The organism is Streptomyces sp. BB1-1-1, assembly GCF_031597775.1.
Taxonomy (GTDB): Bacteria; Actinomycetota; Actinomycetes; order Streptomycetales; family Streptomycetaceae; genus Streptomyces; species Streptomyces thinghirensis.
Window position 1 is genome coordinate 6,359,508 of sequence record NZ_CP134203.1, and the last position, 21,575, is coordinate 6,381,082.

At 73.7% G+C, this 21,575-nt stretch carries 24 protein-coding genes; 17 read left to right on the top strand and 7 right to left on the bottom strand.

Annotated features, from left to right (window positions below; all coding sequences use genetic code 11):
- Position 1: 1 nt before the first annotated feature.
- The 6 genes from priA to RI578_RS29115 all read left to right on the top strand — a co-directional run bounded on the left by priA (position 2) and on the right by RI578_RS29115 (position 4,024).
- Positions 2-727, top strand: a complete 726-nt coding sequence (gene priA, locus RI578_RS29090; protein ID WP_310873835.1) for a bifunctional 1-(5-phosphoribosyl)-5-((5-phosphoribosylamino)methylideneamino)imidazole-4-carboxamide isomerase/phosphoribosylanthranilate isomerase PriA — start codon at positions 2-4, stop codon at positions 725-727.
- Entirely contained in the window at positions 724-1,128 is a 405-nt protein-coding gene (locus RI578_RS29095) for a RidA family protein (RefSeq protein WP_121746514.1), read from the top strand. Before priA ends, RI578_RS29095 begins: the two co-directional genes overlap by 4 nt.
- The gene (hisF, locus tag RI578_RS29100; RefSeq protein WP_121746513.1) at positions 1,125-1,880 is read left to right on the top strand and encodes an imidazole glycerol phosphate synthase subunit HisF; all 756 of its coding nucleotides are present in this window, start codon (positions 1,125-1,127) and stop codon (positions 1,878-1,880) included. Before RI578_RS29095 ends, hisF begins: the two co-directional genes overlap by 4 nt.
- A 66-nt stretch (positions 1,881-1,946) precedes the next feature.
- Positions 1,947-2,153 carry a hypothetical protein gene (locus tag RI578_RS29105; protein WP_310873836.1) on the top strand — a complete coding sequence of 69 codons (207 nt, stop codon included), beginning with the start codon at positions 1,947-1,949 and terminating at the stop codon, positions 2,151-2,153.
- A 4-nt stretch (positions 2,154-2,157) separates the two neighbouring features.
- Positions 2,158-2,745 (top strand): helix-turn-helix domain-containing protein, encoded by a 588-nt coding sequence (locus tag RI578_RS29110; RefSeq protein ID WP_310873837.1) that lies wholly within the window; start codon positions 2,158-2,160, stop codon positions 2,743-2,745.
- A complete protein-coding gene (locus RI578_RS29115) occupies positions 2,738-4,024 on the top strand; it encodes an MFS transporter (protein WP_399061753.1) in 1,287 nt (428 codons plus the stop codon). The genes RI578_RS29110 and RI578_RS29115 overlap by 8 nt, the downstream gene beginning before the upstream one ends.
- A gap of 65 nt (positions 4,025-4,089) precedes the next feature.
- Here RI578_RS29115 and RI578_RS29120 read toward each other — a convergent pair whose 3' ends face one another.
- A complete protein-coding gene (locus tag RI578_RS29120) occupies positions 4,090-4,725 on the bottom strand; it encodes a TIGR03085 family metal-binding protein (protein WP_310873838.1) in 636 nt (211 codons plus the stop codon).
- Between the two features lie 81 nt (positions 4,726-4,806).
- Between RI578_RS29120 and hisI the strand changes: the two genes are divergently transcribed.
- The 11 genes from hisI to lgt all read left to right on the top strand — a co-directional run bounded on the left by hisI (position 4,807) and on the right by lgt (position 13,822).
- Positions 4,807-5,244: a phosphoribosyl-AMP cyclohydrolase gene (hisI, locus tag RI578_RS29125; RefSeq protein WP_310873839.1), complete on the top strand. Its 438-nt coding sequence runs from the start codon at positions 4,807-4,809 to the stop codon at positions 5,242-5,244.
- A gap of 29 nt (positions 5,245-5,273) precedes the next feature.
- Positions 5,274-6,773 (top strand): anthranilate synthase component I, encoded by a 1,500-nt coding sequence (locus tag RI578_RS29130; RefSeq protein ID WP_310875892.1) that lies wholly within the window; start codon positions 5,274-5,276, stop codon positions 6,771-6,773.
- 96 nt (positions 6,774-6,869) lie between these two features.
- On the top strand, positions 6,870-7,511 hold the full coding sequence (locus RI578_RS29135; protein WP_310873840.1) for a TIGR02234 family membrane protein: 642 nt from the start codon (positions 6,870-6,872) through the stop codon (positions 7,509-7,511).
- Positions 7,512-7,691: 180 nt separating this feature from the next.
- The gene (locus RI578_RS29140) at positions 7,692-7,943 is read left to right on the top strand and encodes an HGxxPAAW family protein (RefSeq protein ID WP_310873841.1); all 252 of its coding nucleotides are present in this window, start codon (positions 7,692-7,694) and stop codon (positions 7,941-7,943) included.
- Between the two features lie 98 nt (positions 7,944-8,041).
- Positions 8,042-8,500, top strand: a complete 459-nt coding sequence (locus RI578_RS29145) for a DUF2752 domain-containing protein (protein WP_310875893.1) — start codon at positions 8,042-8,044, stop codon at positions 8,498-8,500.
- A 117-nt stretch (positions 8,501-8,617) separates the two neighbouring features.
- Positions 8,618-9,427 carry an indole-3-glycerol phosphate synthase TrpC gene (gene trpC, locus RI578_RS29150; RefSeq protein ID WP_121746507.1) on the top strand — a complete coding sequence of 270 codons (810 nt, stop codon included), beginning with the start codon at positions 8,618-8,620 and terminating at the stop codon, positions 9,425-9,427.
- Between the two features lie 22 nt (positions 9,428-9,449).
- The gene (gene trpM / locus RI578_RS29155) at positions 9,450-9,623 is read left to right on the top strand and encodes a tryptophan biosynthesis modulator TrpM (RefSeq protein ID WP_310873842.1); all 174 of its coding nucleotides are present in this window, start codon (positions 9,450-9,452) and stop codon (positions 9,621-9,623) included.
- A gap of 104 nt (positions 9,624-9,727) precedes the next feature.
- Positions 9,728-11,011: a tryptophan synthase subunit beta gene (trpB, locus tag RI578_RS29160; protein ID WP_310873843.1), complete on the top strand. Its 1,284-nt coding sequence runs from the start codon at positions 9,728-9,730 to the stop codon at positions 11,009-11,011.
- Positions 11,008-11,823 carry a tryptophan synthase subunit alpha gene (gene trpA / locus RI578_RS29165; protein ID WP_310873844.1) on the top strand — a complete coding sequence of 272 codons (816 nt, stop codon included), beginning with the start codon at positions 11,008-11,010 and terminating at the stop codon, positions 11,821-11,823. The genes trpB and trpA overlap by 4 nt, the downstream gene beginning before the upstream one ends.
- A gap of 86 nt (positions 11,824-11,909) precedes the next feature.
- Positions 11,910-12,683: a thioredoxin domain-containing protein gene (locus RI578_RS29170; RefSeq protein WP_310873845.1), complete on the top strand. Its 774-nt coding sequence runs from the start codon at positions 11,910-11,912 to the stop codon at positions 12,681-12,683.
- Between the two features lie 125 nt (positions 12,684-12,808).
- The gene (gene lgt, locus RI578_RS29175; protein ID WP_310873846.1) at positions 12,809-13,822 is read left to right on the top strand and encodes a prolipoprotein diacylglyceryl transferase; all 1,014 of its coding nucleotides are present in this window, start codon (positions 12,809-12,811) and stop codon (positions 13,820-13,822) included.
- 88 nt (positions 13,823-13,910) lie between these two features.
- On the opposite strand, the gene RI578_RS29180 is transcribed toward lgt, so the two are convergent.
- Genes RI578_RS29180 through RI578_RS29205 form a run of 6 tightly spaced genes read right to left on the bottom strand, consistent with a single transcriptional unit; the run spans position 13,911 to position 21,375 of the window.
- Positions 13,911-14,735 carry a CoA ester lyase gene (locus tag RI578_RS29180; RefSeq protein ID WP_310873847.1) on the bottom strand — a complete coding sequence of 275 codons (825 nt, stop codon included), beginning with the start codon at positions 14,733-14,735 and terminating at the stop codon, positions 13,911-13,913.
- A complete protein-coding gene (locus RI578_RS29185) occupies positions 14,732-15,955 on the bottom strand; it encodes a CoA transferase (RefSeq protein WP_310873848.1) in 1,224 nt (407 codons plus the stop codon). The genes RI578_RS29180 and RI578_RS29185 overlap by 4 nt, the downstream gene beginning before the upstream one ends.
- Positions 15,952-17,310 (bottom strand): ADP-ribosylglycohydrolase family protein, encoded by a 1,359-nt coding sequence (locus tag RI578_RS29190; protein WP_310873849.1) that lies wholly within the window; start codon positions 17,308-17,310, stop codon positions 15,952-15,954. Before RI578_RS29190 ends, RI578_RS29185 begins: the two co-directional genes overlap by 4 nt.
- Positions 17,298-18,506 carry an ADP-ribosylglycohydrolase family protein gene (locus RI578_RS29195; RefSeq protein WP_310873850.1) on the bottom strand — a complete coding sequence of 403 codons (1,209 nt, stop codon included), beginning with the start codon at positions 18,504-18,506 and terminating at the stop codon, positions 17,298-17,300. Before RI578_RS29195 ends, RI578_RS29190 begins: the two co-directional genes overlap by 13 nt.
- Entirely contained in the window at positions 18,503-19,849 is a 1,347-nt protein-coding gene (locus tag RI578_RS29200) for an ADP-ribosylglycohydrolase family protein (protein WP_310873851.1), read from the bottom strand. Before RI578_RS29200 ends, RI578_RS29195 begins: the two co-directional genes overlap by 4 nt.
- On the bottom strand, positions 19,846-21,375 hold the full coding sequence (locus tag RI578_RS29205; RefSeq protein ID WP_310873852.1) for an ADP-ribosylglycohydrolase family protein: 1,530 nt from the start codon (positions 21,373-21,375) through the stop codon (positions 19,846-19,848). The genes RI578_RS29200 and RI578_RS29205 overlap by 4 nt, the downstream gene beginning before the upstream one ends.
- Positions 21,376-21,575 lie beyond the last annotated feature (200 nt).

The window sequence follows — 21,575 nt, forward strand, 5'->3', positions numbered from 1 at the left end:
GATGAGCAAGCTCGAACTCCTCCCCGCCGTCGACGTCCGCGACGGCCAGGCCGTCCGCCTCGTGCACGGCGAGTCCGGCACCGAGACCTCCTACGGCTCCCCGCTGGAGGCCGCCCTCGCCTGGCAGCGCTCCGGTGCCGAGTGGCTGCACCTCGTCGACCTGGACGCCGCGTTCGGCACCGGGGACAACCGCGAGCTGATCGCCGAGGTCGCGAAGGCCATGGACATCAAGGTGGAGCTGTCCGGCGGCATCCGCGACGACGACACCCTCGCCGCCGCGCTCGCCACCGGCTGCCGGCGCGTGAACCTCGGCACGGCCGCCCTGGAGACCCCCGAGTGGGTCGCCAAGGTCATCGCCGAGCACGGCGACAAGATCGCGGTCGGTCTGGACGTACGAGGCACCACGCTCCGGGGCCGGGGCTGGACCCGGGACGGCGGCGACCTCTACGAGACTCTGGCCCGCCTCGACAAGGAGGGCTGCGCCCGGTACGTCGTCACCGACATCGCCAAGGACGGCACCCTCCAGGGTCCCAACCTGGAGCTCCTGAAGAACGTCTGCGCGGCGACCGACCGCCCGGTCGTGGCGTCGGGCGGCGTGTCGTCCCTGGACGACCTCCGCGCGATCGCCGGTCTCGTCCCGGCCGGTGTCGAGGGGGCCATCGTCGGGAAAGCCCTGTACGCGAAGGCGTTCACCCTGGAAGAAGCCTTGGAGGCTGTGGCGTCATGACATCCGAAGCCGTACGGCGCGTGCAGAGCGGAAGTCCCTGGGAAGAGTCCTTCGGTTTCGCACGGGCCGTGGCGGCGGGTGATCGTGTCATCGTGGCGGGCACCACCGCCTTCAAGGGCGACATGCTGTACGGCGAGGGCGACCCGTACGAACAGACCAAGGTCGCCTTCGCCTCCGCGGTCGAGGCGATCGGTGAGTTCGGGCTCGGCATCGAGTCCGTGATCCGGACCCGTGTGTGCCTGGCACATTCGCGCGATGTCGATGCGGTGGGCCGCGCCCACAAGGAGCTGTTCGACTCCGTACGCCCGGTCACGACCCTGCTGGTCGTGCAGGGCTTCATCGACTCGCGGGTCCTGGTGTCAGTCGAAGTGGAAGCGTATAGAGGAGCCGTGGATTCATGACCCTGGCGGTCCGAGTCATCCCCTGCCTGGACGTGGACAACGGCCGGGTCGTCAAGGGCGTCAACTTCCAGAACCTGCGCGACGCGGGTGACCCCGTCGAGATGGCCAAGGTGTACGACACCGAGGGCGCCGACGAGCTGACGTTCCTGGACATCACCGCCTCGTCGGGCGACCGCGAGACGACGTACGACGTGGTGCGCCGCACCGCCGAGCAGGTGTTCATCCCGCTGACCGTCGGCGGTGGCGTGCGCACCGCCGACGACGTCGACAAGCTGCTGCGGGCCGGTGCGGACAAGGTGGGCGTGAACACGGCCGCCATCGCCCGCCCCGACCTGATCCGTGAGATCGCCGAGCGCTTCGGCCGTCAGGTCCTCGTCCTGTCGGTCGACGCGCGCCGCACCGAGGCGGGCACCTTCGAGGTGACCACCCACGGCGGCCGGCGCGGCACCGGCATCGACGCGGTGGAGTGGGCGCACCGCGCCGCCGAGCTGGGCGCGGGGGAGATCCTGCTGAACTCGATGGACGCGGACGGCACGAAGGACGGCTACGACCTGGAGATGATCGCGGCGGTCCGCAAGCACGTGACCGTCCCGGTCATCGCCTCCGGCGGCGCGGGCCGCCTCGCCGACTTCCCCCCGGCCGTCGAGGCGGGCGCGGACGCGGTCCTGGCGGCGTCCGTCTTCCACTTCGGCGACCTGCGAATCGGAGAGGTGAAGGAGACGCTGCGGGGGGCGGGGCACGCCGTTCGCTAGTTCGGGGTGTCGTCCTTTGGTGGTGGCTGTGGGATCGCGTGCGGGATCCGCTTCTATCGTGCCCGTATGACTGCGATCACGATCGAGTTCACCGAGGAAGAGCTGGCCGAGTTGCGAGCGGAGGCCCAGGAGCGCGGTGTCGCCGTCGAGCGACTCGCGCACGACGCACTCATCGAAGGTGTGCAGGTCAGGCTCAGAACCGAGGCCCGGCTCTTTAGGAAAGGAAAGTTGCGCAAAATAAATTGCGCAACTTTCCTTTCCTGGTTACGGTGATGCCATGACCCGTGAGGAGAACCGCCCCATCACCGACCTGGGCACCCTCAAAGCCCTGGCGCATCCCCTGCGCATGCAGCTGTACCGCGGCCTGTGCGTGGCGCGCACGGCGACCGCCTCGCAGCTCGCCGATCAGGTCGACGAGGCCGTCTCCCTGGTCAGCTACCACCTGCGCAAACTCGCCGAGCACGGACTGGTCGAGGAGGCGGAGCCGCAGAGCGCGGACGGTCGGGAGCGCTGGTGGCAGCCCGCCTCGGACGGCGTGAGCATCCGCGACGAGAACTTCCGCGACGCCCCCGAGCGGGCGGCCGCCCACCTCGCGGCCACCCGGCTCTTCCACGAACAGCGGGCCGACATGTACCGCCGCTACCTGGACGAGCGCCCCACCTGGGGTCCCGAGTGGAACTCCGCCGCCCCCGACAACGAGTCCCTGCTGCGGCTGACCCCCGCCGAACTGGCCGAACTGGGCGAGGAACTGCTCGCCCTGGCCAAGAAGTACGACGAGAAGGGGCGCGCGGCCGACGCGGCAGGCGACACCGAAGGGCGCGAGAACGTGGCGCTGCACGTGTACGGGTTCCCGTTCCGTGTCTGAGGGGACCACGTCCGTGCCGGACACGGGCATACCCCGGACCGCCACCGCCACCGCCACCGCACCCGCCCACCGCGACGCCAACGTCCTGCGCTGGGTCGCCGCCTACGCCGCCTCCATGGTCGGTGACATGGTCTTCTACCTCGCGTTGTCCTGGGCCGCCGTGCAGAACGGCACCCCCGCGCAGGCCGGCCTCGTCACCGCCGTCAGCGCGGTGCCCCGTGCGCTGCTCATGCTCGGCGGCGGGGTGGTCGCCGACCGGTTCGGGCCGCGCAAGGTCGTCATCGGCAGTGACGCCGTACGGTGCGCCACGGTCCTGGCGGTCGCCGCGCTGCTCTTCGCGACCGACCCGGGGCTGTGGCTACTCGCCCTGCTCGCGGTCGTCTTCGGCACGGTCGACGCCCTCTTCCTGCCCGCCGTCGGGGCGCTCCCGGCCCGCATCACCGGCAAGGACCAGCTCGCCCGCGTCCAGGGCATGCGCGGACTCGCCGTGCGCTTCGCCGCCGTCGTGGGCGCACCGCTCGGCGGGCTCGGCGTGGCGGTCGGCGGCGCGGCGGCGGCCTTCGCGCTCGCGGGGCTGCTGATCGCCGTGTCGGTGCCGCTGCTGATCTCCGTACGGATGCGCGAGCTGCCGCCCGACGACGCGACCGGCGCGCCCGCCGCGGGGGAGGCCACCGCGTGGCGGGACCTGGTGGGCGGGCTCCGCTACATCCGCCGGCACCGCGTCCTCGGCCCGCTGATGGTGGCCATCGCCCTCGGCGACCTCGGCTTCGTCGGCCCCCTCAACGTCGGCCTGACCCTGCTCGCGGACGAACGCGGCTGGGGCGCGTCCGGGATGGGCTGGGTGCTCGCCGGGTTCGGCACGGGGGCCGGAGTCGCCGCCCTGCTGCTGACCGTGCGGGGGCGCCTGCCGCGCGCCGGGTGTGTCGCCGCCGGTGCCATCATCCCCGGCGCGGCCGCGATCGGCGCCCTGGCGCAGGCCCCCGGCCTGCCCGTGGCCGTCGGCACCGCGGTGGTCGTCGGGCTGCTCACGGGGCTCAGCGGCGCCATGTGCGGGGCCCTGCTGCAGACCCAGGCCGACCCCGCCTACCTGGGGCGCGTCACCGCGGTCGGCGGAATCGTCAGCCTGGGCATCGCGCCGCTGAGCATGCCGCTGTCCGCCGCCGCCATCGGCGTCTGGGGCACCGGCCCGGTCTTCGCCGTCAGCGCCGGTGTCTGCGCGCTCGGCGGGGTCGTCGCCCTGTGCGCGCCGGGCGTACGGCGGGCCGAACTGCCGGGGTAGCGGTCCCGGGCTGCGGCCCGCGCCGGCCTCCCGGGCTGCCGCCCGGGCAACCGTCCCCGGCCGCCTCAGATCCCCAGCTGCTTCGTCTCGTGCAGCCTCGCGATCGCGTCCTTCTCGCCCTCCAGCTCCACCTTCGCGGCGCTCTGCCGGCCGTAGGCGAACAGCAGCAGCTCGGACGGCTCGCCGGTCGCGGTCACCACCGGCGTACCCCGGTGGGCGACCGTCGTCTGGCCGTTCGGGCGGCGCAGCACCAGGCCCGTCGGGATGCCGCGGCCCATCAGGCGGGCGGCGCGCTCCAGGCGGGACCACAGGGCGTCCTGGAAGACCGGGTCCAGCTCGCGCGGCGACCAGTCCGGCTGGGCACGGCGCACGTCCTCGGTGTGGACGTAGAACTCCACCGTGTTCGCCGCCTCGTCGACCTGCTTGAGCTGGAAGGGGGAGAAGCGGGGCGGGCCGGTGCGGATCAGCTGGAGCAGCTCCTCGTACGGCTTCGCGCCGTACTCCTCCATCACCCGGTCGAGCCGGGACGACAGCTGCTTGATCAGGGTGCCCCCGGCGGCGTCCGGCCGGCGCTCGCGCACCACCACGTGCGCGGCGAGGTCACGGGTCCGCCAGCCGTCGCACAGGGTCGGAGCGTCCGGGCCCGCCGTCTCCAACAGGTCCGCGAGCAGAAGTCGTTCACGCTTGGCGAAAGTCGACATGCAGTCAGCCTACGGCGGCCGGCCGGGTCCGCCCAATGGACAGGGCCGGGGCGTGTCCGTGCCGCGCGGCACAATGGGCGCATGACCAGCAGCTCCCCCCGGCGGCCCAGCCCGCTCGCCCCGGAGATCGCCGCGCGTCTCAAGCGCGGCGCCGACGGCCTCCTGCCCGCCATCGCCCAGCAGTACGACACCGGGGAGGTGCTGATGCTCGGCTGGATGGACGACGAGGCACTGCACCGCACCCTGACGACGGGCCGCTGCACCTACTGGTCGCGCAGCCGTCAGGAGTACTGGGTCAAGGGCGACACCTCCGGGCACTTCCAGTGGGTGAAGTCCGTCGCCCTGGACTGCGACGCCGACACCGTCCTGGTCAAGGTCGACCAGGTCGGCGCCGCCTGCCACACCGGCGCCCGCACCTGCTTCGACGCCGACGTGCTCCTCACGGACGAGACGGACCGCGCGGCCGGTGTGGACGGCGTCGACGTCGCGGACTCCGGCGCGCCCGGCGCGGATCAGTAGGGTCTGCCGACATGGACGACATGGACGTCATGGACCTCGACACCTTCCGGAAGCTGGCCGCCGACCGCCGGGTGATCCCGGTCAGCCGCAAACTCCTCGCCGACGGCGACACCCCGGTAGCGCTCTACCGCAAGCTCGCCGCCGAACGCCCCGGCACCTTCCTGCTGGAGTCCGCGGAGAACGGCCGGGCGGCCTTCCAATGGTCCCGGTACTCCTTCATCGGCGTCCGCAGCGCCGCCACCCTCACCGAGAAGGACGGACAGGCCCACTGGCAGGGCACCCCGCCCGTCGGCGTCCCCACCGACGGCGACCCGCTCGCCGCCCTGCGCGCCACCGTCGAGGCCCTGCACACCCCGCGCGACCTCGCCCACGACCTGGGCCTGCCGCCCTTCACCGGCGGCATGGTCGGCTACCTCGGCTACGACATCGTGCGCCGCCTGGAGAAGGTCGGCCCCGGGGAGCGCGACGACCTGAAGCTCCCCGAGCTGACCATGCTGCTCACCAGCGACCTCGCCGTCATGGACCACTGGGAGGGCTCGGTCCTGCTGATCGCCAACGCGATCAACCACAACGACCTCGAAACGGGCGTCGACGAGGCCTACGCCGACGCGGTGGCCCGCCTGGACGCCATGGAGGCCGACCTCACCCGCGCGGTGGCCCAGCCCCCGGCCGCGCTGCCGCCGTCCGAGCTGCCCGAGTACACCGCTCTGTGGGGCGGCCCCGACTTCCAGGACGCCGTCGAGGACATCAAGGAGCGCATCCGCGCGGGCGAGGCCTTCCAGGTCGTGCCCTCCCAGCGCTTCGAGACGCCGTGCACGGCGAGCGCGCTGGACGTGTACCGGGTGCTGCGGGCCACCAACCCGTCCCCGTACATGTACCTGCTCCGCCTCGACGGCTTCGACGTCGTCGGATCGTCCCCGGAGGCCCTGGTCAAGGTCGAGGACGGGCGGGCCATGGTCCACCCCATCGCCGGCACCCGCCCCCGCGGCGCCACCCCGCAGGAGGACCAGGCCCTCGCCGACGAGCTGCTCGCCGACCCCAAGGAGCGCGCCGAGCACCTCATGCTCGTCGACCTCGGCCGCAACGACCTGGGACGGGTCTGCGAACCCGGCTCCGTCGAGGTCGTCGACTTCATGTCCGTCGAGCGGTACTCGCACGTCATGCACATCGTCTCGACGGTCACCGGCCGCGTCGCCCCGGACCGCACCGCCTTCGACGTCCTCACCGCCTGCTTCCCGGCCGGCACCCTCTCCGGCGCACCCAAGCCGCGCGCCCTGCAGATCATCGACGAACTCGAACCGTCCCGGCGCGGCCTGTACGGCGGCTGCGTCGGCTACCTCGACTTCGCGGGCGACTCCGACACCGCCATCGCCATCCGCACCGCGCTGCTGCGCGACGGCACCGCCTACGTGCAGGCCGGCGCCGGTGTCGTCGCCGACTCCGACCCGGTCGCCGAGGACACCGAGTGCCGCAACAAGGCGGCGGCGGTGCTGCGGGCGGTGCACACGGCCAACCGGCTGGGGCGGTAGGGCGATCCGGCAGCCGCACAGGCCGGGGCGGTGGGGCGGATCTCACGCCCGCCAATCCGAACCCCGGGTGACGGTTCGCCCGGGGTTCGGGTGATAGTGGAGTACGTGACAGCCGTTCCTCACCCCCGTACCCCAGCCGCAGGACCCGCCCGGGCCGGCCGCCGGAGCCTCGCCGCCGCCCTGCTGTGCGGCGCGCTCGGCGCGGCCGTCGCCCTGCTCGCCACCCGGCAGGAGTGGGCGGAGGGCACCGCGACGGTGGCCGGCGGCGCGTTTCCCCTGACCGCCAAGGGCAGCGACGTCACGGGCGTACCCGCGGCGCTCGCCATAGTGGGCCTCGCCGCGCTCGTCGCCGTCTTCGCCGTCCGCCGCGCGGGCCGGTTCGCCGTCGCCGCCCTGCTCGCGCTGAGCGGCGCGGGCACCGTCGCCGCGGCCCTGGCCGGCGCCTCCGACAGCTCCGCCCTGGACGACCAGGCCGCGAAGGCCGCCGGCGACACCTCGGCCACCGTGGACGCCCTCTCCCACACCGCCTGGCCGTACGTCGCGGCCGTGGGCGGCGCCCTGCTGCTGCTGGCCGGGCTGCTCGCCCTGCGCTACGGCCGCCTGTGGCCCGCGATGTCCGGCCGCTACGAGCGCGACGGCACCCCGCGCCCGCGCCGCAAGCCGCAGACCGTCGATCCGGACCGCCCCGAGGACCTCTGGAAGGCCCTCGACCGCGGCGAGGACCCGACCGGCGCCTGACCCGCGGTTCACCCGCGCGCACACGGGCACCCGCCGGCGTGACACGCGCTCCGGGCCCGACGGCCGTCACGCGCGCGTGGCGCGTGGGGAGTACCCCCGCTCACACCGCGCGCGCCCGTGCGGGACAATGGGCACGAGCGTCCTGCTCAGACTTGGCACAACAGCAACGAGGAGCAAGCAATGTCGGGCAGCAGCCACGGTCACACCCCGGCCGCCTGGACGGGTGTCATCATCGCCTTCATCGGTTTCTGCATCGCGGGCGTGTTCATGGTGGCGGCCCAGCCGCTGGGCTTCTGGGCCGGCATGGTGGTCGTGCTCCTCGGCGGTGTCGTGGGCGGCATCATGCGCATGATGGGTCTCGGCCAGCCGAAGCAGAACCACCCCGTGCACCAGGTCGCCGGCGAGCGCGAGCCGGCCGGCGCCAAGGGCTGAGACCGGGCACGGCGGCCAACGGCACCTCCCGAGGGGCGGACCGGCACGAGGGTGCCGGGGCCGCCCCTCACGTGCGCGTGCGGCCCGGCGGGGGCAGAATGCGGTGCGTGGACGCCGAGACCGGGAAGCCGACGCAGAACAGGACCGTGACGCGGGGCGCGCCCTCCCTCCTGGGCCTGGCCGTTCCCGCCGGCGTGCTCGCGGCCGTCGTCGGCGCGTTCGCGTACGTGGGGAGCGTCGACCCCAACGAACCCGGCCACTACCCCGTCTGCCCCCTGCTGCGCTTCACCGGCATCTACTGTCCCGGCTGCGGCGGCCTGCGCAGCGCCCACGCGTTCGTCCACGGGGACGTGCTGACCGCGCTGCAGGCCAACGCGCCGGCCGTCCTCGGCTATCTGGGCTTCGCCGTGCTGTGGACCGTCTGGGTGATCCGCGTGGCCCGCGGCCGGCCCCTGCGGGTCGACCTCGGCCCGGTCCACCTGTGGACGCTGGGGACGTTGCTGCTGGTCTTCACGGTTGTCCGGAACCTGCCGTTCGGTGGCTGGCTCCTCCCTTGATCACTTGGCGAACGTCCAGGTAGTGGGACCGGCGTCAACCGGATGCGGGCCCGTCGTCCTGCTCCGGATACCATCACAGTGACCACACATTTCGCCGTCTGAAAGGGGGCCGCTCGCGTGAGTGTGCTCGACGAGATCATCGACGGAGTCCGTGCCGACCTCGCGGAGCGGCAGGCGCGCGTCAGCCTCGACGAGCTCAAGGAGCGCGCGGCCAAGGCTCGCCCCGCCAAGGACGGCGTGTCCGCCCTGCGCGGCGACGGCGTCAAGGTCATCTGCGAGGTCAAGCGCTCCAGCCCGTCCAAGGGCGCGCTGGCCGCCATCGCCGACCCCGCCGGACTCGCCGCGGACTACGAGGCGGGCGGCGCCGCCGTCATCTCCGTCCTCACCGAGGAGCGCCGCTTCGGCGGTTCGCTGGCCGACCTGGACTCGGTCCGCGCGCGCGTGGACATCCCCGTGCTGCGCAAGGACTTCATCGTCACCTCGTACCAGCTGTGGGAGGCCCGCGCGCACGGCGCCGACCTCGTGCTGCTGATCGTCGCGGCCCTCGAGCAGCCGGCCCTGGAGTCGCTGATCGAGCGTGCCGAGTCCATCGGACTCACCCCGCTCGTCGAGGTGCACGACGAGGACGAGGTCGAGCGCGCGGTGGACGCCGGCGCCAAGATCATCGGCGTCAACGCACGCAACCTGAAGACGCTGGAGGTCGACCGCGGCACGTTCGAGCGGGTCGCCCCGGAGATCCCGGCGCACATCGTCAAGGTCGCCGAGTCCGGCGTCCGCGGCCCGCACGACCTCATCGCCTACGCCAACGAGGGCGCCGACGCCGTCCTGGTCGGCGAGTCCCTGGTCACCGGCCGCGACCCGAAGACGGCCGTCTCCGACCTGGTGGCCGCCGGCGAGCACCCGGCACTGCGGCACGGACGCGGCTGACACCCCGGTAGGCTTGCTCCCGATGACCCTCCCGCTCACCCCGGCCGCCCGGGACCCGTACGCCCGCCTCGCGCGCGGCTGCCGGCCCCGAGGCTGCCGCGCGCCCGCCCGCCGGGTGCACGGCCGCCGGGTGCGGTACGTCATCGGAGACGAACCCGGGCAGGTCAACGGCCGCCGATGGCAGCGCGCCCTATAGGGGCGCGGGGAACTGCGCGACCAGCCACATCCGGCCCGCAGCCGACAGACAGACCCCGCCCCCACGGCGATCAGTCCACACCAGACTCACCGTGAGGTTCACGCATGCCCAGCAACTTCTTCATCCCCGACCCGGAGGGTCAAGTACCCACCGTCGAAGGCTACTTCGGAGCGTACGGCGGCAAGTTCATCCCCGAGGCCCTCGTCGCGGCGGTCGACGAGGTGGCCGTCGAGTACGACAAGGCCAAGTCGGACCCCGAGTTCGCCCGTGAGCTCGACGACCTGCTGGTCCACTACACGGGCCGCCCGTCCTCGCTCACCGAGGTCCCCCGTTTCGCCGCGGAAGCGGGCGGCGCCCGCGTCTTCCTCAAGCGCGAGGACCTCAACCACACCGGCTCCCACAAGATCAACAACGTGCTCGGGCAGGCCCTGCTGACCAAGCGCATGGGCAAGACCCGCGTCATCGCGGAGACCGGCGCCGGCCAGCACGGCGTGGCGACTGCGACGGCCTGCGCCCTCTTCGGCCTCGACTGCACCATCTACATGGGCGAGATCGACACCCGCCGCCAGGCCCTCAACGTGGCCCGCATGCGCATGCTCGGCGCCGAGGTCATCGCCGTGAAGTCCGGCAGCCGCACGCTCAAGGACGCGATCAACGAGGCCTTCCGCGACTGGGTCGCCAACGTCGACCGCACCCACTACCTGTTCGGCACCGTCGCCGGCCCGCATCCCTTCCCGGCGATGGTGCGCGACTTCCACCGCGTCATCGGCGTCGAGGCCCGCCGCCAGCTCCTGGAGCAGGCCGGACGCCTCCCCGACGCCGCGATCGCCTGCGTCGGCGGCGGCTCCAACGCCATCGGCCTCTTCCACGCCTTCATCCCCGACGCGGACGTCCGCCTCATCGGCTGCGAGCCCGCCGGGCACGGCATCGAGAGCGGCGAACACGCGGCCACCCTGACCGCGGGCGAGCCCGGCATCCTGCACGGCTCCCGGTCCTACGTCCTGCAGGACGACGAGGGTCAGATCACCGAGCCGTACTCGATCTCGGCGGGGCTCGACTACCCCGGCATCGGCCCCGAGCACAGCTACCTCAAGGACTCCGGCCGCGGCGAGTACCGCGCGGTCACCGACGACGCCGCCATGCAGGCGCTGCGCCTGCTGTCGCGCACCGAGGGCATCATCCCGGCCATCGAGAGCGCCCACGCGCTGGCCGGCGCCATCGAGGTCGGCAAGGAGCTGGGCAAGGACGGGCTGATCGTCGTCAACCTGTCCGGCCGCGGCGACAAGGACATGGACACCGCCGCCCGTTACTTCGGGCTCTACGACACCGACGCCGAGGTCGCCGCCGACGAGGCCGGCACCGCCGAGATCGAGGGGGACGCCAAGTGAGCGGGAACGTACAGCTGCTGAACGACACCCTCGCCGCCGCGAAGGCCGAGGGCCGCTCCGCCCTCATCGCCTACCTCCCGGCCGGGTTCCCCACCGTGGACGGCGGCATCGAGGCGATCAAGGCCGCGCTCGACGGCGGCGCCGACGTCGTCGAGGTGGGTCTGCCGCACAGCGACCCGGTCCTCGACGGCCCGGTCATCCAGACCGCCGACGACATCGCCCTGCGCGGCGGCGTGCGCATCGCCGACGTGATGCGCACCGTCCGGGAGGCCCACGCGGCCACCGGCAAGCCGATCCTCGTCATGACGTACTGGAACCCCATCGACCGCTACGGCGTCGAGCGCTTCACCGCCGAACTGGCCGAGGCGGGCGGCGCGGGCTGCATCCTGCCCGACCTGCCCGTCCAGGAGTCGGCGCTGTGGCGGGAGCACGCCGACAAGCACGGGCTCGCCACCGTCTTCGTGGTCGCGCCCAGCAGCAAGGACGCACGGCTCGCCGAGATCACCGCGGCCGGCAGCGGCTTCGTCTACGCCGCCTCCCTCATGGGCGTCACCGGCACCCGCGAGTCGGTCGGCGCACAGGCCGAGGACCTGGTGCGACGCACCCGCGCCACCACCGGCATCCCCGTCTGCGTCGGGCTCGGCGTCTCCAACGCCGCACAGGCCGCCGAGGTGGCCGGCTTCGCCGACGGCGTGATCGTCGGCTCGGCGTTCGTCAAGCGCATGCTGGACGCCCCCGACGACGCGGCCGGCCTGGAGGGCGTCCGCGCGCTCGCCGCCGACCTGGCGAAGGGCGTGCGCGGACAGGCGTGACGACAGGCACGTGACGCAGGTCCCTCGTACGGGTGGACCTGGGACCGGGGAGGCGCGCTGCGCCTCCCCGGTTCGTTCTGCGGGGTGTGAGCGAGAAGAACCGAGAGGGAAAGCGCACCGCCCGTCAGAAGCTGGCGGCCGAGCGCGAGAAGCAGAAGTCCAAGGACAAGCGCCGGCGCGCGCTGATCGTCGGGGCGAGCGTGGTCTGCGTCCTGGGCCTCGCGGCGGTGATCGGCGTGGTCGCCGCCAACGCGGGCAAGGACGACGGCAGCGAGGCGGCCGGCCCGATCGTGGCGCCCTCGGGCGCGCAGGGCAAGGACAGCCTCGCGATCCCCGTCGGCGAGGACAGCGCCAAGTCGACGCTCGTCATCTGGGAGGACTTCCGCTGCCCGGCCTGCAAGGCCTTCGAGCTGGCGTACCGCGACACGATCCACGAGCTCACCGAAGCGGGGCAGCTCAAGGTCGAGTACCACCTGGCGACGATCATCGACGGGAACATGGGCGGCACCGGCTCCCGCAAGTCGGCCAACGCCGCCGCCTGCGCCCAGGACGCGGGCAAGTTCACGCCGTACCACGACGTGCTGTTCACCAACCAGCCGGCGGAGACCGACGACGCGTTCGCCGACGAGAACAAGCTGATCGACCTGGCGGGCAAGGTCGACGGCCTCGACACCGCGCTCTTCCAGGAGTGCGTCGAGGGCGGCAAGCACAACAGCTGGGTGGAGAAGTCCAACGAGGCCTTCCGCACCGGCGGCTTCAGCGGCACGCCGACCGTGCTGCTGGACGGAAAGAACATCTACCAGGACCGCTCCATGACACCGGCGAAGCTGAAGCAGCTGGTGCAGGACGCCAACAAGTAGCGTGACGGTGGGCGGCGGAGCGCCCGCGCGGTGTCCGCGCGGTGCTCTTTCCGTCCGCCCGTTACGGACCCGTAGCCGGGCTGCCCGTCGCGGGTACCGCCCGACACGGTAGCGTCGACCCTGCCATGGAACTTGCCTTCATTCCCAGCCCGTCCAGCGGGGTGCTGCACCTCGGTCCCATCCCGCTGCGCGGCTACGCGTTCTGCATCATCATCGGCGTCTTCGTTGCCGTCTGGCTCGGCAACAAGCGCTGGGTCGCCCGGGGCGGGCGGCCCGGCACGGTGGCCGACATCGCGGTCTGGGCCGTTCCCTTCGGCCTGATCGGCGGCCGGCTCTACCACGTGATCACGGACTACCAGCTGTACTTCAGCGAGGGCCGTGACTGGGTCGACGCCTTCAAGATCTGGGAGGGCGGCCTCGGCATCTGGGGCGCGATCGCGTTCGGCGCGGTCGGTGCGTGGATCGGCGCCCGCCGCCGGGGCGTCCCGATGCCCGCCTACGCCGACGCCGTCGCCCCCGGCATCGCCCTCGCCCAGGCCATCGGCCGCTGGGGCAACTGGTTCAACCAGGAGCTGTACGGCAAGGCCACCGACCTGCCCTGGGCCGTGGAGATCACCTCGTCGGCCGACGGGCGGGTGCCCGGCACGTACCACCCGACGTTCCTGTACGAGTCGCTGTGGTGCATCGGCGTGGCCCTGCTCGTCATCTGGGCCGACCGCCGCTTCAACCTGGGCCACGGGCGGGCGTTCGCGCTGTACGTCGCCGCGTACTGCGCGGGCCGGTTCTGGATCGAGTACATGCGCGTCGACGACGCCCACCACATCCTGGGTCTGCGGCTGAACAACTGGACCGCGCTCTTCGTGTTCCTGCTGGCCGTGGTGTACATGGTGCTCTCGGCGCGGATGCGGCCGGGCCGGGAGGCCGTGGTCGAGCCGGGCGCGGAGTCCTCGGACGGTGACGCCGGGGACGGCGCGAAGGGGGACACGGACGCCGACGCCAAGGCCTCTGGGGACTCCAAGGGCTCCAAGGATTCCGAGGGCGCCGGGGACGACAAGGACGCCGGTGACGACGGCACCGTGGCGGACGGGAAGAGCGTGAAGGACGTGAAGGACGGGGCCGACTCGGCCAAGAAGGGCTGACGGCCCGCCGCCGCACGTCGCCGAGGGCGCCCGGAACTCTCCGGGCGCCCTCGGCCTGTGTCGGGACGCCTGTGTCGGGACGCCCGTGTCAGGACAGGGCGGGCCGCCGGGCCAGTGACAGGGTCCGCTGGGCCGTCGCCACCACCGCCGCGTCGACGAACCGCCCGTCCGGCAGCGCCAGTGCGCCCGGCTGCGCGGTGGCCGCCTTGACGATCGTCTCCGCCTCCTCCAGCTCCCGTTCGGTCGGCAGGTACGCCCGCTCGATGATCGGCAGCTGGCGGGGGTGGATCGCGGCCCGGCCGAGGAAGCCCAGGGCCCGGCCGTGGGCGCAGGAAGCGGCCAGACCCTCCAGGTCCCGGGTGTCCGGGTGCACCGTCTGCGACGGCGGCGCCAGCCCCGCCGCCCGCGCGGCCACGACCACGCGCGAGCGGGACCAGTCCAGGCCCGCGTCACCGCGTACGCCCAGGTCGGCCCGGAGGTCGGCCTCGCCGAGGGCGATGCCGCGCAGTGCCGGGTGGGCCGCTGCGATCCGGTACGCGCGCTCCACGCCCAGGGCCGTCTCCAGAAGCGCGTACAGGGGTGGCCCGCCGGTCACCGCCGCGACGCCGGTGATCTGCTCCGGGGACGTCACCTTGGGCAGGCGCAGCCCGGACAGTCCCGGCAGCGCGGCCAGCGCCGCCAGGTCCGCCGCGGCGAACGGCCCGTCCAGGGCGTTGACGCGGACGTGGACCGGCACCGGCTGCGGCTCGGTGAGCAGTTCGGCGGTGGCCTCGCGGGCGTACTCCTTGCGGTCCGGGGCGACCGCGTCCTCCAGGTCGATCACGACGACGTCGGCACCGGCGGCCAGCGCCTTGGCGACCACCCGGGGCCGGTCCCCGGGGGCGTACAGCCAGGTCAGTGGGGGTGCGGTCATACGACGCCCTCCTCGCGCAGCTCCTTCACATCCGCCGGGGTCAGGCCCAGCTCGGTCAGCACCTCCTCGGTGTCCGCGCCGTGCGGGCGGCCCGCCCAGCGGATCGCTCCGGGGGTCGCGGAGAGCCGGAAGAGGACGTTCTGCATGCGCAGCGGACCCAGCTCGGGATCGTCGACGGTGGTGACCGTGTCGAGGGCCTGGTACTGCGGGTCGGCCATCACGTCCCGCACGTCCTGGATCGGGGCGACCGCGGCCTCGGCCTTCTCGAAGGCGGCGAGGACGTCGGCGCGGCTGTGCCGGGCGATCCAGTCGCCGACCGCCGCGTCGAGCACGTCGGAGTGCCGGGCCCGCTCGGCGCCGGACCCGAACCAGGGCTCGTCGATCAGCTCCGGGCGGCCCACCAGGCGCATCACGCGCTCGGCGACCGACTGGGCCGAGGTGGAGACGGCGACCCAGGTGCCGTCGGCGGTGCGGTAGGTGTTGCGCGGGGCGTTGTTCTGGGAGCGGTTGCCGGTGCGCGGCTGGACGTGGCCGAGCTGGTCGTACCAGGTCGGCTGCGGGCCCAGCACGGTCAGGATCGGCTCGATGATCGCCATGTCGACGACCTGTCCCTCGCCGGTGCGGTCCCGCGCGGCGAGCGCGGTCATCACGGCGTACGACGTCGCCAGGGCGGCGATCGAGTCCGCGAGGCCGAACGGCGGCAGCGTCGGGGGCGCGTCCGGTTCGCCGGTCATCGCGGCGAAGCCGCTCATGGCCTCGGCGAGCGTGCCGAAGCCGGGGCGGCGCGCGTACGGGCCGAACTGGCCGAAGCCGGTGACCCGGGTGAGGACCAGGCGCGGGTTGACGGCGGACAGCTCGTCCCAGCCCAGGTCCCACTTCTCCAGGGTGCCGGGGCGGAAGTTCTCGATGACGACGTCCGCGGTGGCGGCGAGGCGCAGCAGGGTGGTGCGGCCGGCGGGCTTGGACAGGTCCAGGGTGATCGTGCGCTTGTTGCGGCCCAGCAGCTTCCACCACAGGCCGATGCCGTCCTTGGACGGGCCGTGGCCCCGGGAGGGGTCGGGCCGGTCGGGGTGCTCGACCTTGACGACCTCGGCACCGAAGTCGCCGAGCATGGTGGCCGCGAGCGGGCCCGCGAAGAGGGTGGCGAGGTCGAGGACGCGCAGGCCGGTCAGCGGGGCGTGGACGGGGGCGTGGGGCACGACGGGCGGGGGCGCGGTCATGGGCGGGTGGCCTCCCTGTGGGTGAGGTGGGCGAGGGTGTCGAAGCCGGTGCCGTCGAAGTCGCCCACCGAGGTGGCCAGGCGGTTCTTCAGCGGGGCCGTCCAGTGCTCGGGCAGGGCGGCGGGAGAACCGGCGAGGAGACCGGCGACGCTGCCGGCGGTGGCGCCGTTGGAGTCGGTGTCCCAGCCTCCCGACACGGCACGGGAGACCGAGCCGGTGAAGTCGCCGTCCGCGTGGGTGAGGGCGGCCGCGATCAGTGCGGTGTTGGGGACGACGTGAACCCAGTGGTGGGTGGGGGAGTGGCGGGCGTGGAGCGCGTCCACGACCGTGTCGAAGTCGGTGTGGGTCTGGGCGAGTTGGACGCCGTGGCGGACGGCTTCGGCGAGGCGGGAGCCGGGCGGTACGACCGTGAGGCCGGTGCGCAGACAGGCGTGGACGTCGTGGGTGCGGGTGGCGGCGGTGGCGATGACGGCCGCCGCGAACATCGCCGCGTAGACGCCGTTGGCGGTGTGGGTGAGGGTCGCGTCGTGGTGCGCCTGTTCGGCGGCGGCGGCCGGGTCGCCGGGGTTGGTCCAGCCGTGCACGTCGGCGCGGATCAGGGCGCCGATCCACTCGCGGAAGGGGTTGCGGTGGCGGGCGGTGTGCGGGGGTTCGAGGCCGGTGAGGAGGTTGCGGTAGGCGAGGCGTTCGGCGGTGAAGGTGCGGCCTGCGGGCAGCTCGTCGAGCCAGACGCGGGCGACGTCGGCGGTGGTGAACGTCCTGCCGTGGCGTTGGAGGAGCAGGAGGCCCAGCAGGGGGTAGTTGAGGTCGTCGTCCTCGGGCATGCCGTCGATGTGCTCGGCGAGGGAGGTCGGCGCGGAGCGGCGGTTCCAGGGGTACCTGGCGGTGAGGTCCGCGGGGAGGTCCCGGGCGGTGAAGTAGGAGGTCGGGGGCCAGTTGCCGGCGGCCTCGGCGAGCAGGCGGATGCCGGTCAGGGGGAGCTTCTCGACGGGCTTGCCGAGGAGGCAGCCGGCGGCTCGGCCGAGCCAGGCCGCTTCCAGGCGGGCGGGGGACACGGCCTCGGGCCGGGGGGTGGGCCAGTCGGGACACAGGGCCTTGATCCGGTCCAGTTCGGTCGGTTCCTGGTCCGCCAGCGGGCTCGGCAGGCCGGACAGTTCGTCCAGCAGGTCTTCCGCCAGCAGGCGGAGGCGAGGGGAGGCCGGCTGGGCGGACGTGCCCGCTCGGGCCGGGGCCTCGCGGCCGCCTGCCGCTCTCCAGCGAGCCGCGATCGCCGACGGGTCGCGGCCGTCCTGCGCCGCCTGGCGCAGTTCGTGGCCGATCAGGTCCTCGGGCTGGACCCAGGTCAGTCGGAGCATCCCGCGCCTCCGATCGCGGTGAACGCCCGCTCGTGGAGGCGGCGTCGCGCCACGTCGCGCTCGAAGACCTCCCGGGCCACCGCGGTGAGCGTCGCGGCCGGTTCCCACAGGTCCAGACGGCTCGCCTCCGCGACCGTCTTCGCCCAGTCCTCCGGGACCGGCGAACCCAGCGCACCGGCCAGCGCGCCCGCCATCGTGGCGATGGAGTCGCAGTCCCGGCCGTAGTTCACCGCGCCGAGGACCGCGTGCCGGTAGTCGCCGCCGGAGACCAGCAACATGCCGAGGGCGACGGGCAGTTCCTCGATCGCGTGCACGCGGGACGGGCGGCGCGCGGCCAGTGAGGGCGCGCGGTAGTCGGGGCCCACCGTGTCGTACGGGGCCACCGCCTCCCGCAGCGGCGCGAGCGCCGACTCGAAGTCCGAGTACCGGGAGGCCACCTCGCAGACCGCCTCGATCGCCGCCCGGGTGCCGTCCTTCGCCAGGGACAGACAGGCCGACACCACCGAGTCCGGCGTCGCCCCCGGCGCGCACGCCGCGGCCACCGCCGCCGCGAGGACGCCGGCCGCCTCACGGCCGTACGACGACTGGTGTGCGCCCGCGACGTCCAGCGCCTCGGCGTAGGCGCCCGCCGGGTGGGCCGCGTTGACCAGGCCGACCGGGGCCATGTACATCGCGGCACCGCAGTTGACGATGTTGCCGGTGCCCGCCTCGCGGGGGTCCACGTGGCCGTAGTGGATCCTCGCGACCAGCCACTTCTCCGCCAGGAAGACCCGCTGGAGCGGGAGCGCCTCGGCCTCCAGTTCCGGGATCCAGCGCGGGTTCGTCATCAGGTCCGGAACCAGGTGCTCGGCGACCGAGTAGGCGTCGAGGTGGTCGCGGACCGTGCCGTACACCCGGACCAGCGCGTGGGTCATCAGGGTGTCGTCGGTGACGTGGCCGTCGCCCTTGTGGTACGGGGCGATGGGGCGGGCGGTGCGCCAGGCGTCGCCGTTCCAGGGGCCGACGACGCCGTGGACGCGGCCGCCGTGGCGTTCGAGGATCTGCTCGGGGGAGTAGCCCTCGACCGGGCCGCCGAGCGCGTCGCCGACGGCCGCGCCGACGAGGGCGCCGGTGATGCGCTCCTCCAGGGTCGGCGTGCCGTTGTCCGCCGTGCCGTTGTCCGCCGTGCCGTTGTCCGCTGTGCCGGGTGTCCTCATGTCGTGTGTCGCCCTTCTTGTCCTTTCCGTCCTTCGCGTCCTTCACTTCGGGACGGTTGCGTGGCGTGCAGGAGTCCGGCGAGTTCGACCAGGTCGGTGCCGGTGAGACGGGGCAGTACGCAGCCGGGGAGGGTGCGGCAGGTCTCCCGCCAGGACGCGGGGATCGACGTGCCGCCGCCCAGCGCGCCGGTGAGGGCGCCGGCCAGCGCGGGAGCGGAGTCCGCGACCCTCGACAGACAGGCCGCCGCCGGTACCGCCTCCGCGATGCGGCCCCTGGCGGCGGTGGCCAGGGCGAGGGCGACCGGGACGGTCTCGGCGGCGGCGATGCCGTAGCTGTAGACGTGGTCGACGATCTGGTGCTCCAGCAGCGGGACGAGAGCGAAGGTGCTCTCGGCGTCCGCCGCCACGGCCAGTGCCTGGCGGGCGTTGCGGCCGATCTCCGTCTCCCCGGGAAGCTCGGCGAGCGCGGCGTCCACACATGCGCGCACGTCCGCGCCGTCGAGGGCGCACGCCACGGCCGCCGCCATGGCCCGCGCGCCGTGCACGCCGTCGCCGTCCTGGGTGTAGCGGGCGTCGAACTCGGCGAGGTCGGCGGCGGGCCGCGGGGCGCCGGGGTGGGCGACGGCGAGGACGCAGGCCCGGACGCAGGCGGCGTCGTCGAAGTAGTGCGGGTTGTCGTGGCCGGTGGCGGGCGGGCGCAGGCCGGTGGCGAGGTTGCCGAGCCCTGCCCGTACCGAGATGCGGGCCCGCAGCGGCAGTACCGCCGACTCGGCCTCCGGGGCGCGTTCCGTCGCCGCGGCCACCTCACTGGCGACGGCGTTCCAGGTCAGGTCGATCGCCGCCCGCATCCGGCGCTCCCGGCTCAGGTCCCCGAGCGCGCTGTCGTCCCCGGCCCGCAGCACCGCCTCCGCCGCGAACGCCGCCCACTCGGCGTCGTCGGACGGGCCGAGGCGTAGCGGCTCGGGGGGCTGGTTCAGGGCGATGGGCACGGGAAGGGTGGTGGTCGCGTTCTGCTCGGCGAAGGTGTCCAGCTCGCGGGTGAGGCGGCGCGTCCACTCGGGCATCCGGGCGGCCCGGTGCCGGGCGGCGGGCCAGCCGGCGGCGTCTCCCGCGGCGAGCCCGAGGAGGAGACCCTCGATGCGGTCGGGCCGCGGTGCCGGGCGGGGCGGGGCGGCGGCCCCGAGCGCGGTGGCTTCGGCCCACGGCGCGGTGCGGGGCGGGACGGCGTGCTCGGGACCCGGCCGGTGCCCGCTCCCGGTGGGCGCGGGGTCCTCCGGCGCGCCGGGCGGTGCGACGTACGCCGTGGTGGCGGGTTCCTCACCGCCGGGACGTGCCCTGCTCACGGCGCCACCCCCGTGGGCGCGCCGCGGTCCGTCCGTGTTGCGGGTTTCGTGCTCGGCGTCTGCGTGTCCGCACTTCGGGTTGCGGGTTTCGTGCTCGGCGTCTGCGTGTCCGCACTTCGGGTTGCGGGTTTCGTGCTCGGCGTCTGCGTGTCCGCACTTCGGGTTGCGGGTTTCGTGCTCGGCGTCTGCGTGTCCGCACTTCGCGTTGCCGGTTTCGTGCTCGGCGTCTGCGTGTCCGCACTTCGCGTTGCCGATTTCGTGCTCGGCGCCTTCGTCTCCGCACTTCGCGTTGCCGGTCCCGCGCTCGGCACCCCCGTCCCCCCACTCCGCGTCGCCGGTTCCGTCCCCCGCGTCCCCGCCTCCGTACCGCGCTGCGCTGCCTCCGTACCGCGCTGCGCCTTCTCCGTACCGCGCTGCCGCTTCTCCGTACCGCGCTGCCGCTTCTCCGTACCGCGCTGCGCCTTCTCCGTACCGCGCTGCGCCTTCTCCGCACCGCGCTGTGCTGCCTCCGTACCGCGCTGCGCCTCCTCCGCCCCCTGCGTCAGCAGGTCCGCCACCTCCAGGACGTGGTGTCCGGCCATCGCCGGCAGGCAGCTGCCGCGGGCCGGGCCGATGGCCGATGCCCACTCGGCCGGGATGGCGGCGGCCCCTTGGGTCGCGCCGGCCAGGGCGCCGGCCACCGCTGCCGTGGTGTCGGCGTCGCGGCCCATGTTGACGGCCGTCAGCACCGCGTCCGTGAAGTCGCCGTCGGCCGCCGCGTACGCGCCGAAGGCGAGGGCGACCGCCTCGGGGGCCAGGTCGGTCCAGGGGTAGCCGCCGATGACCACCGCGGAGCGGACGGCGCGTTCGCCGCGGTGGGCCGCCGTCATCGCGCGGCGCAGGCAGCGGGCCGTCCAGGAGTCGTCCGGTACGACGGCCAGGGCGGAGGCGACGACCGCGACGGTCGGTGCCCCCGCCATCGCCGCCGCGACCCCCGCCGCCACCGCCTGGCCGCCGTAGATGCCCTCGCCCTCGTGGCTGACCGAGCCGTCGATCGCCACCAGCCGGGCCGCCTCGGCGGGACGGCCCGCCGCGAAGACGCCGTAGGGCGCGGCCCGCATGGCCAGTCCGTCGCTCCAGGCGTGGCGGTGCTGCGCGGAGATGGGGGCGGCGAGGCCCCGGCGCAGGTTCTCCAGGGTGCCGCGTTCGCTGAAGCCCGCGCCCCGGAAGGGGCCCTCCTCCCGGTCCGCGATCCACTCGTGCCAGGCCGTCTCGACATGGGCGGGGGTGAGCGCGGAGCCGTACCGGGCCAGCAGCAGGCCCGAGAAGATCGCGTACTCGGTGTCGTCGGTGCCGGCCGGCTTCCTGGCCACGTATCCCGTGATGCGACCCCAGCGGGCGCGGATCTCGGAGGGCTTCATGTTCTCGGCCGGCGCCCCGAGGGCGTCGCCGACGGCCAGTCCCAGCAGCGCGCCCCGGGCCCGTTCGCGGAGTCCGACGGCGTCACCGGGCGCGGGGACCGGGGGAATGCAGGCGGTGGATGCCATGCGGCCGCTCCTCTCCCTTTGCGCATCTGTCCCCGGTGGGGTGTGCCGCGCAGCCTCACAGGGCTCAGCGTCACCCGGTCGACATTTGTGCGGTCAAGATCACGGATGAGCGCGCAAGGGTAAAACCGCAGGTAAGCCCAGCCTTTCCTTGCTGGCGAGGCGGAAATGATCGGCGTAGATTGGTTGTTGTCGAGAAGTAG

Bases quoted from the DNA above. Each gene is read 5' to 3' on its own strand.
- RI578_RS29105 (WP_310873836.1), top strand. From the start codon at position 1,947: ATGACTGCGATCACGATCGAGTTCACCGAGGAAGAGCTGGCCGAGTTG.
- RI578_RS29195 (WP_310873850.1), bottom strand. From the start codon at position 18,506: ATGAGGACACCCGGCACAGCGGACAACGGCACGGCGGACAACGGCACG.
- lgt (WP_310873846.1), top strand. From the start codon at position 12,809: ATGGAACTTGCCTTCATTCCCAGCCCGTCCAGCGGGGTGCTGCACCTC.
- RI578_RS29140 (WP_310873841.1), top strand. From the start codon at position 7,692: ATGTCGGGCAGCAGCCACGGTCACACCCCGGCCGCCTGGACGGGTGTC.
- hisF (WP_121746513.1), top strand. From the start codon at position 1,125: ATGACCCTGGCGGTCCGAGTCATCCCCTGCCTGGACGTGGACAACGGC.
- trpM (WP_310873842.1), top strand. From the start codon at position 9,450: ATGACCCTCCCGCTCACCCCGGCCGCCCGGGACCCGTACGCCCGCCTC.
- RI578_RS29205 (WP_310873852.1), bottom strand. From the start codon at position 21,375: ATGGCATCCACCGCCTGCATTCCCCCGGTCCCCGCGCCCGGTGACGCC.
- priA (WP_310873835.1), top strand. From the start codon at position 2: ATGAGCAAGCTCGAACTCCTCCCCGCCGTCGACGTCCGCGACGGCCAG.
- RI578_RS29180 (WP_310873847.1), bottom strand. From the start codon at position 14,735: ATGACCGCACCCCCACTGACCTGGCTGTACGCCCCCGGGGACCGGCCC.
- trpB (WP_310873843.1), top strand. From the start codon at position 9,728: ATGCCCAGCAACTTCTTCATCCCCGACCCGGAGGGTCAAGTACCCACC.
- RI578_RS29095 (WP_121746514.1), top strand. From the start codon at position 724: ATGACATCCGAAGCCGTACGGCGCGTGCAGAGCGGAAGTCCCTGGGAA.
- RI578_RS29110 (WP_310873837.1), top strand. From the start codon at position 2,158: ATGACCCGTGAGGAGAACCGCCCCATCACCGACCTGGGCACCCTCAAA.
- RI578_RS29130 (WP_310875892.1), top strand. From the start codon at position 5,274: ATGGACCTCGACACCTTCCGGAAGCTGGCCGCCGACCGCCGGGTGATC.
- hisI (WP_310873839.1), top strand. From the start codon at position 4,807: ATGACCAGCAGCTCCCCCCGGCGGCCCAGCCCGCTCGCCCCGGAGATC.
- RI578_RS29185 (WP_310873848.1), bottom strand. From the start codon at position 15,955: ATGACCGCGCCCCCGCCCGTCGTGCCCCACGCCCCCGTCCACGCCCCG.
- RI578_RS29120 (WP_310873838.1), bottom strand. From the start codon at position 4,725: ATGTCGACTTTCGCCAAGCGTGAACGACTTCTGCTCGCGGACCTGTTG.
- RI578_RS29145 (WP_310875893.1), top strand. From the start codon at position 8,042: ATGCGGTGCGTGGACGCCGAGACCGGGAAGCCGACGCAGAACAGGACC.
- RI578_RS29190 (WP_310873849.1), bottom strand. From the start codon at position 17,310: ATGCTCCGACTGACCTGGGTCCAGCCCGAGGACCTGATCGGCCACGAA.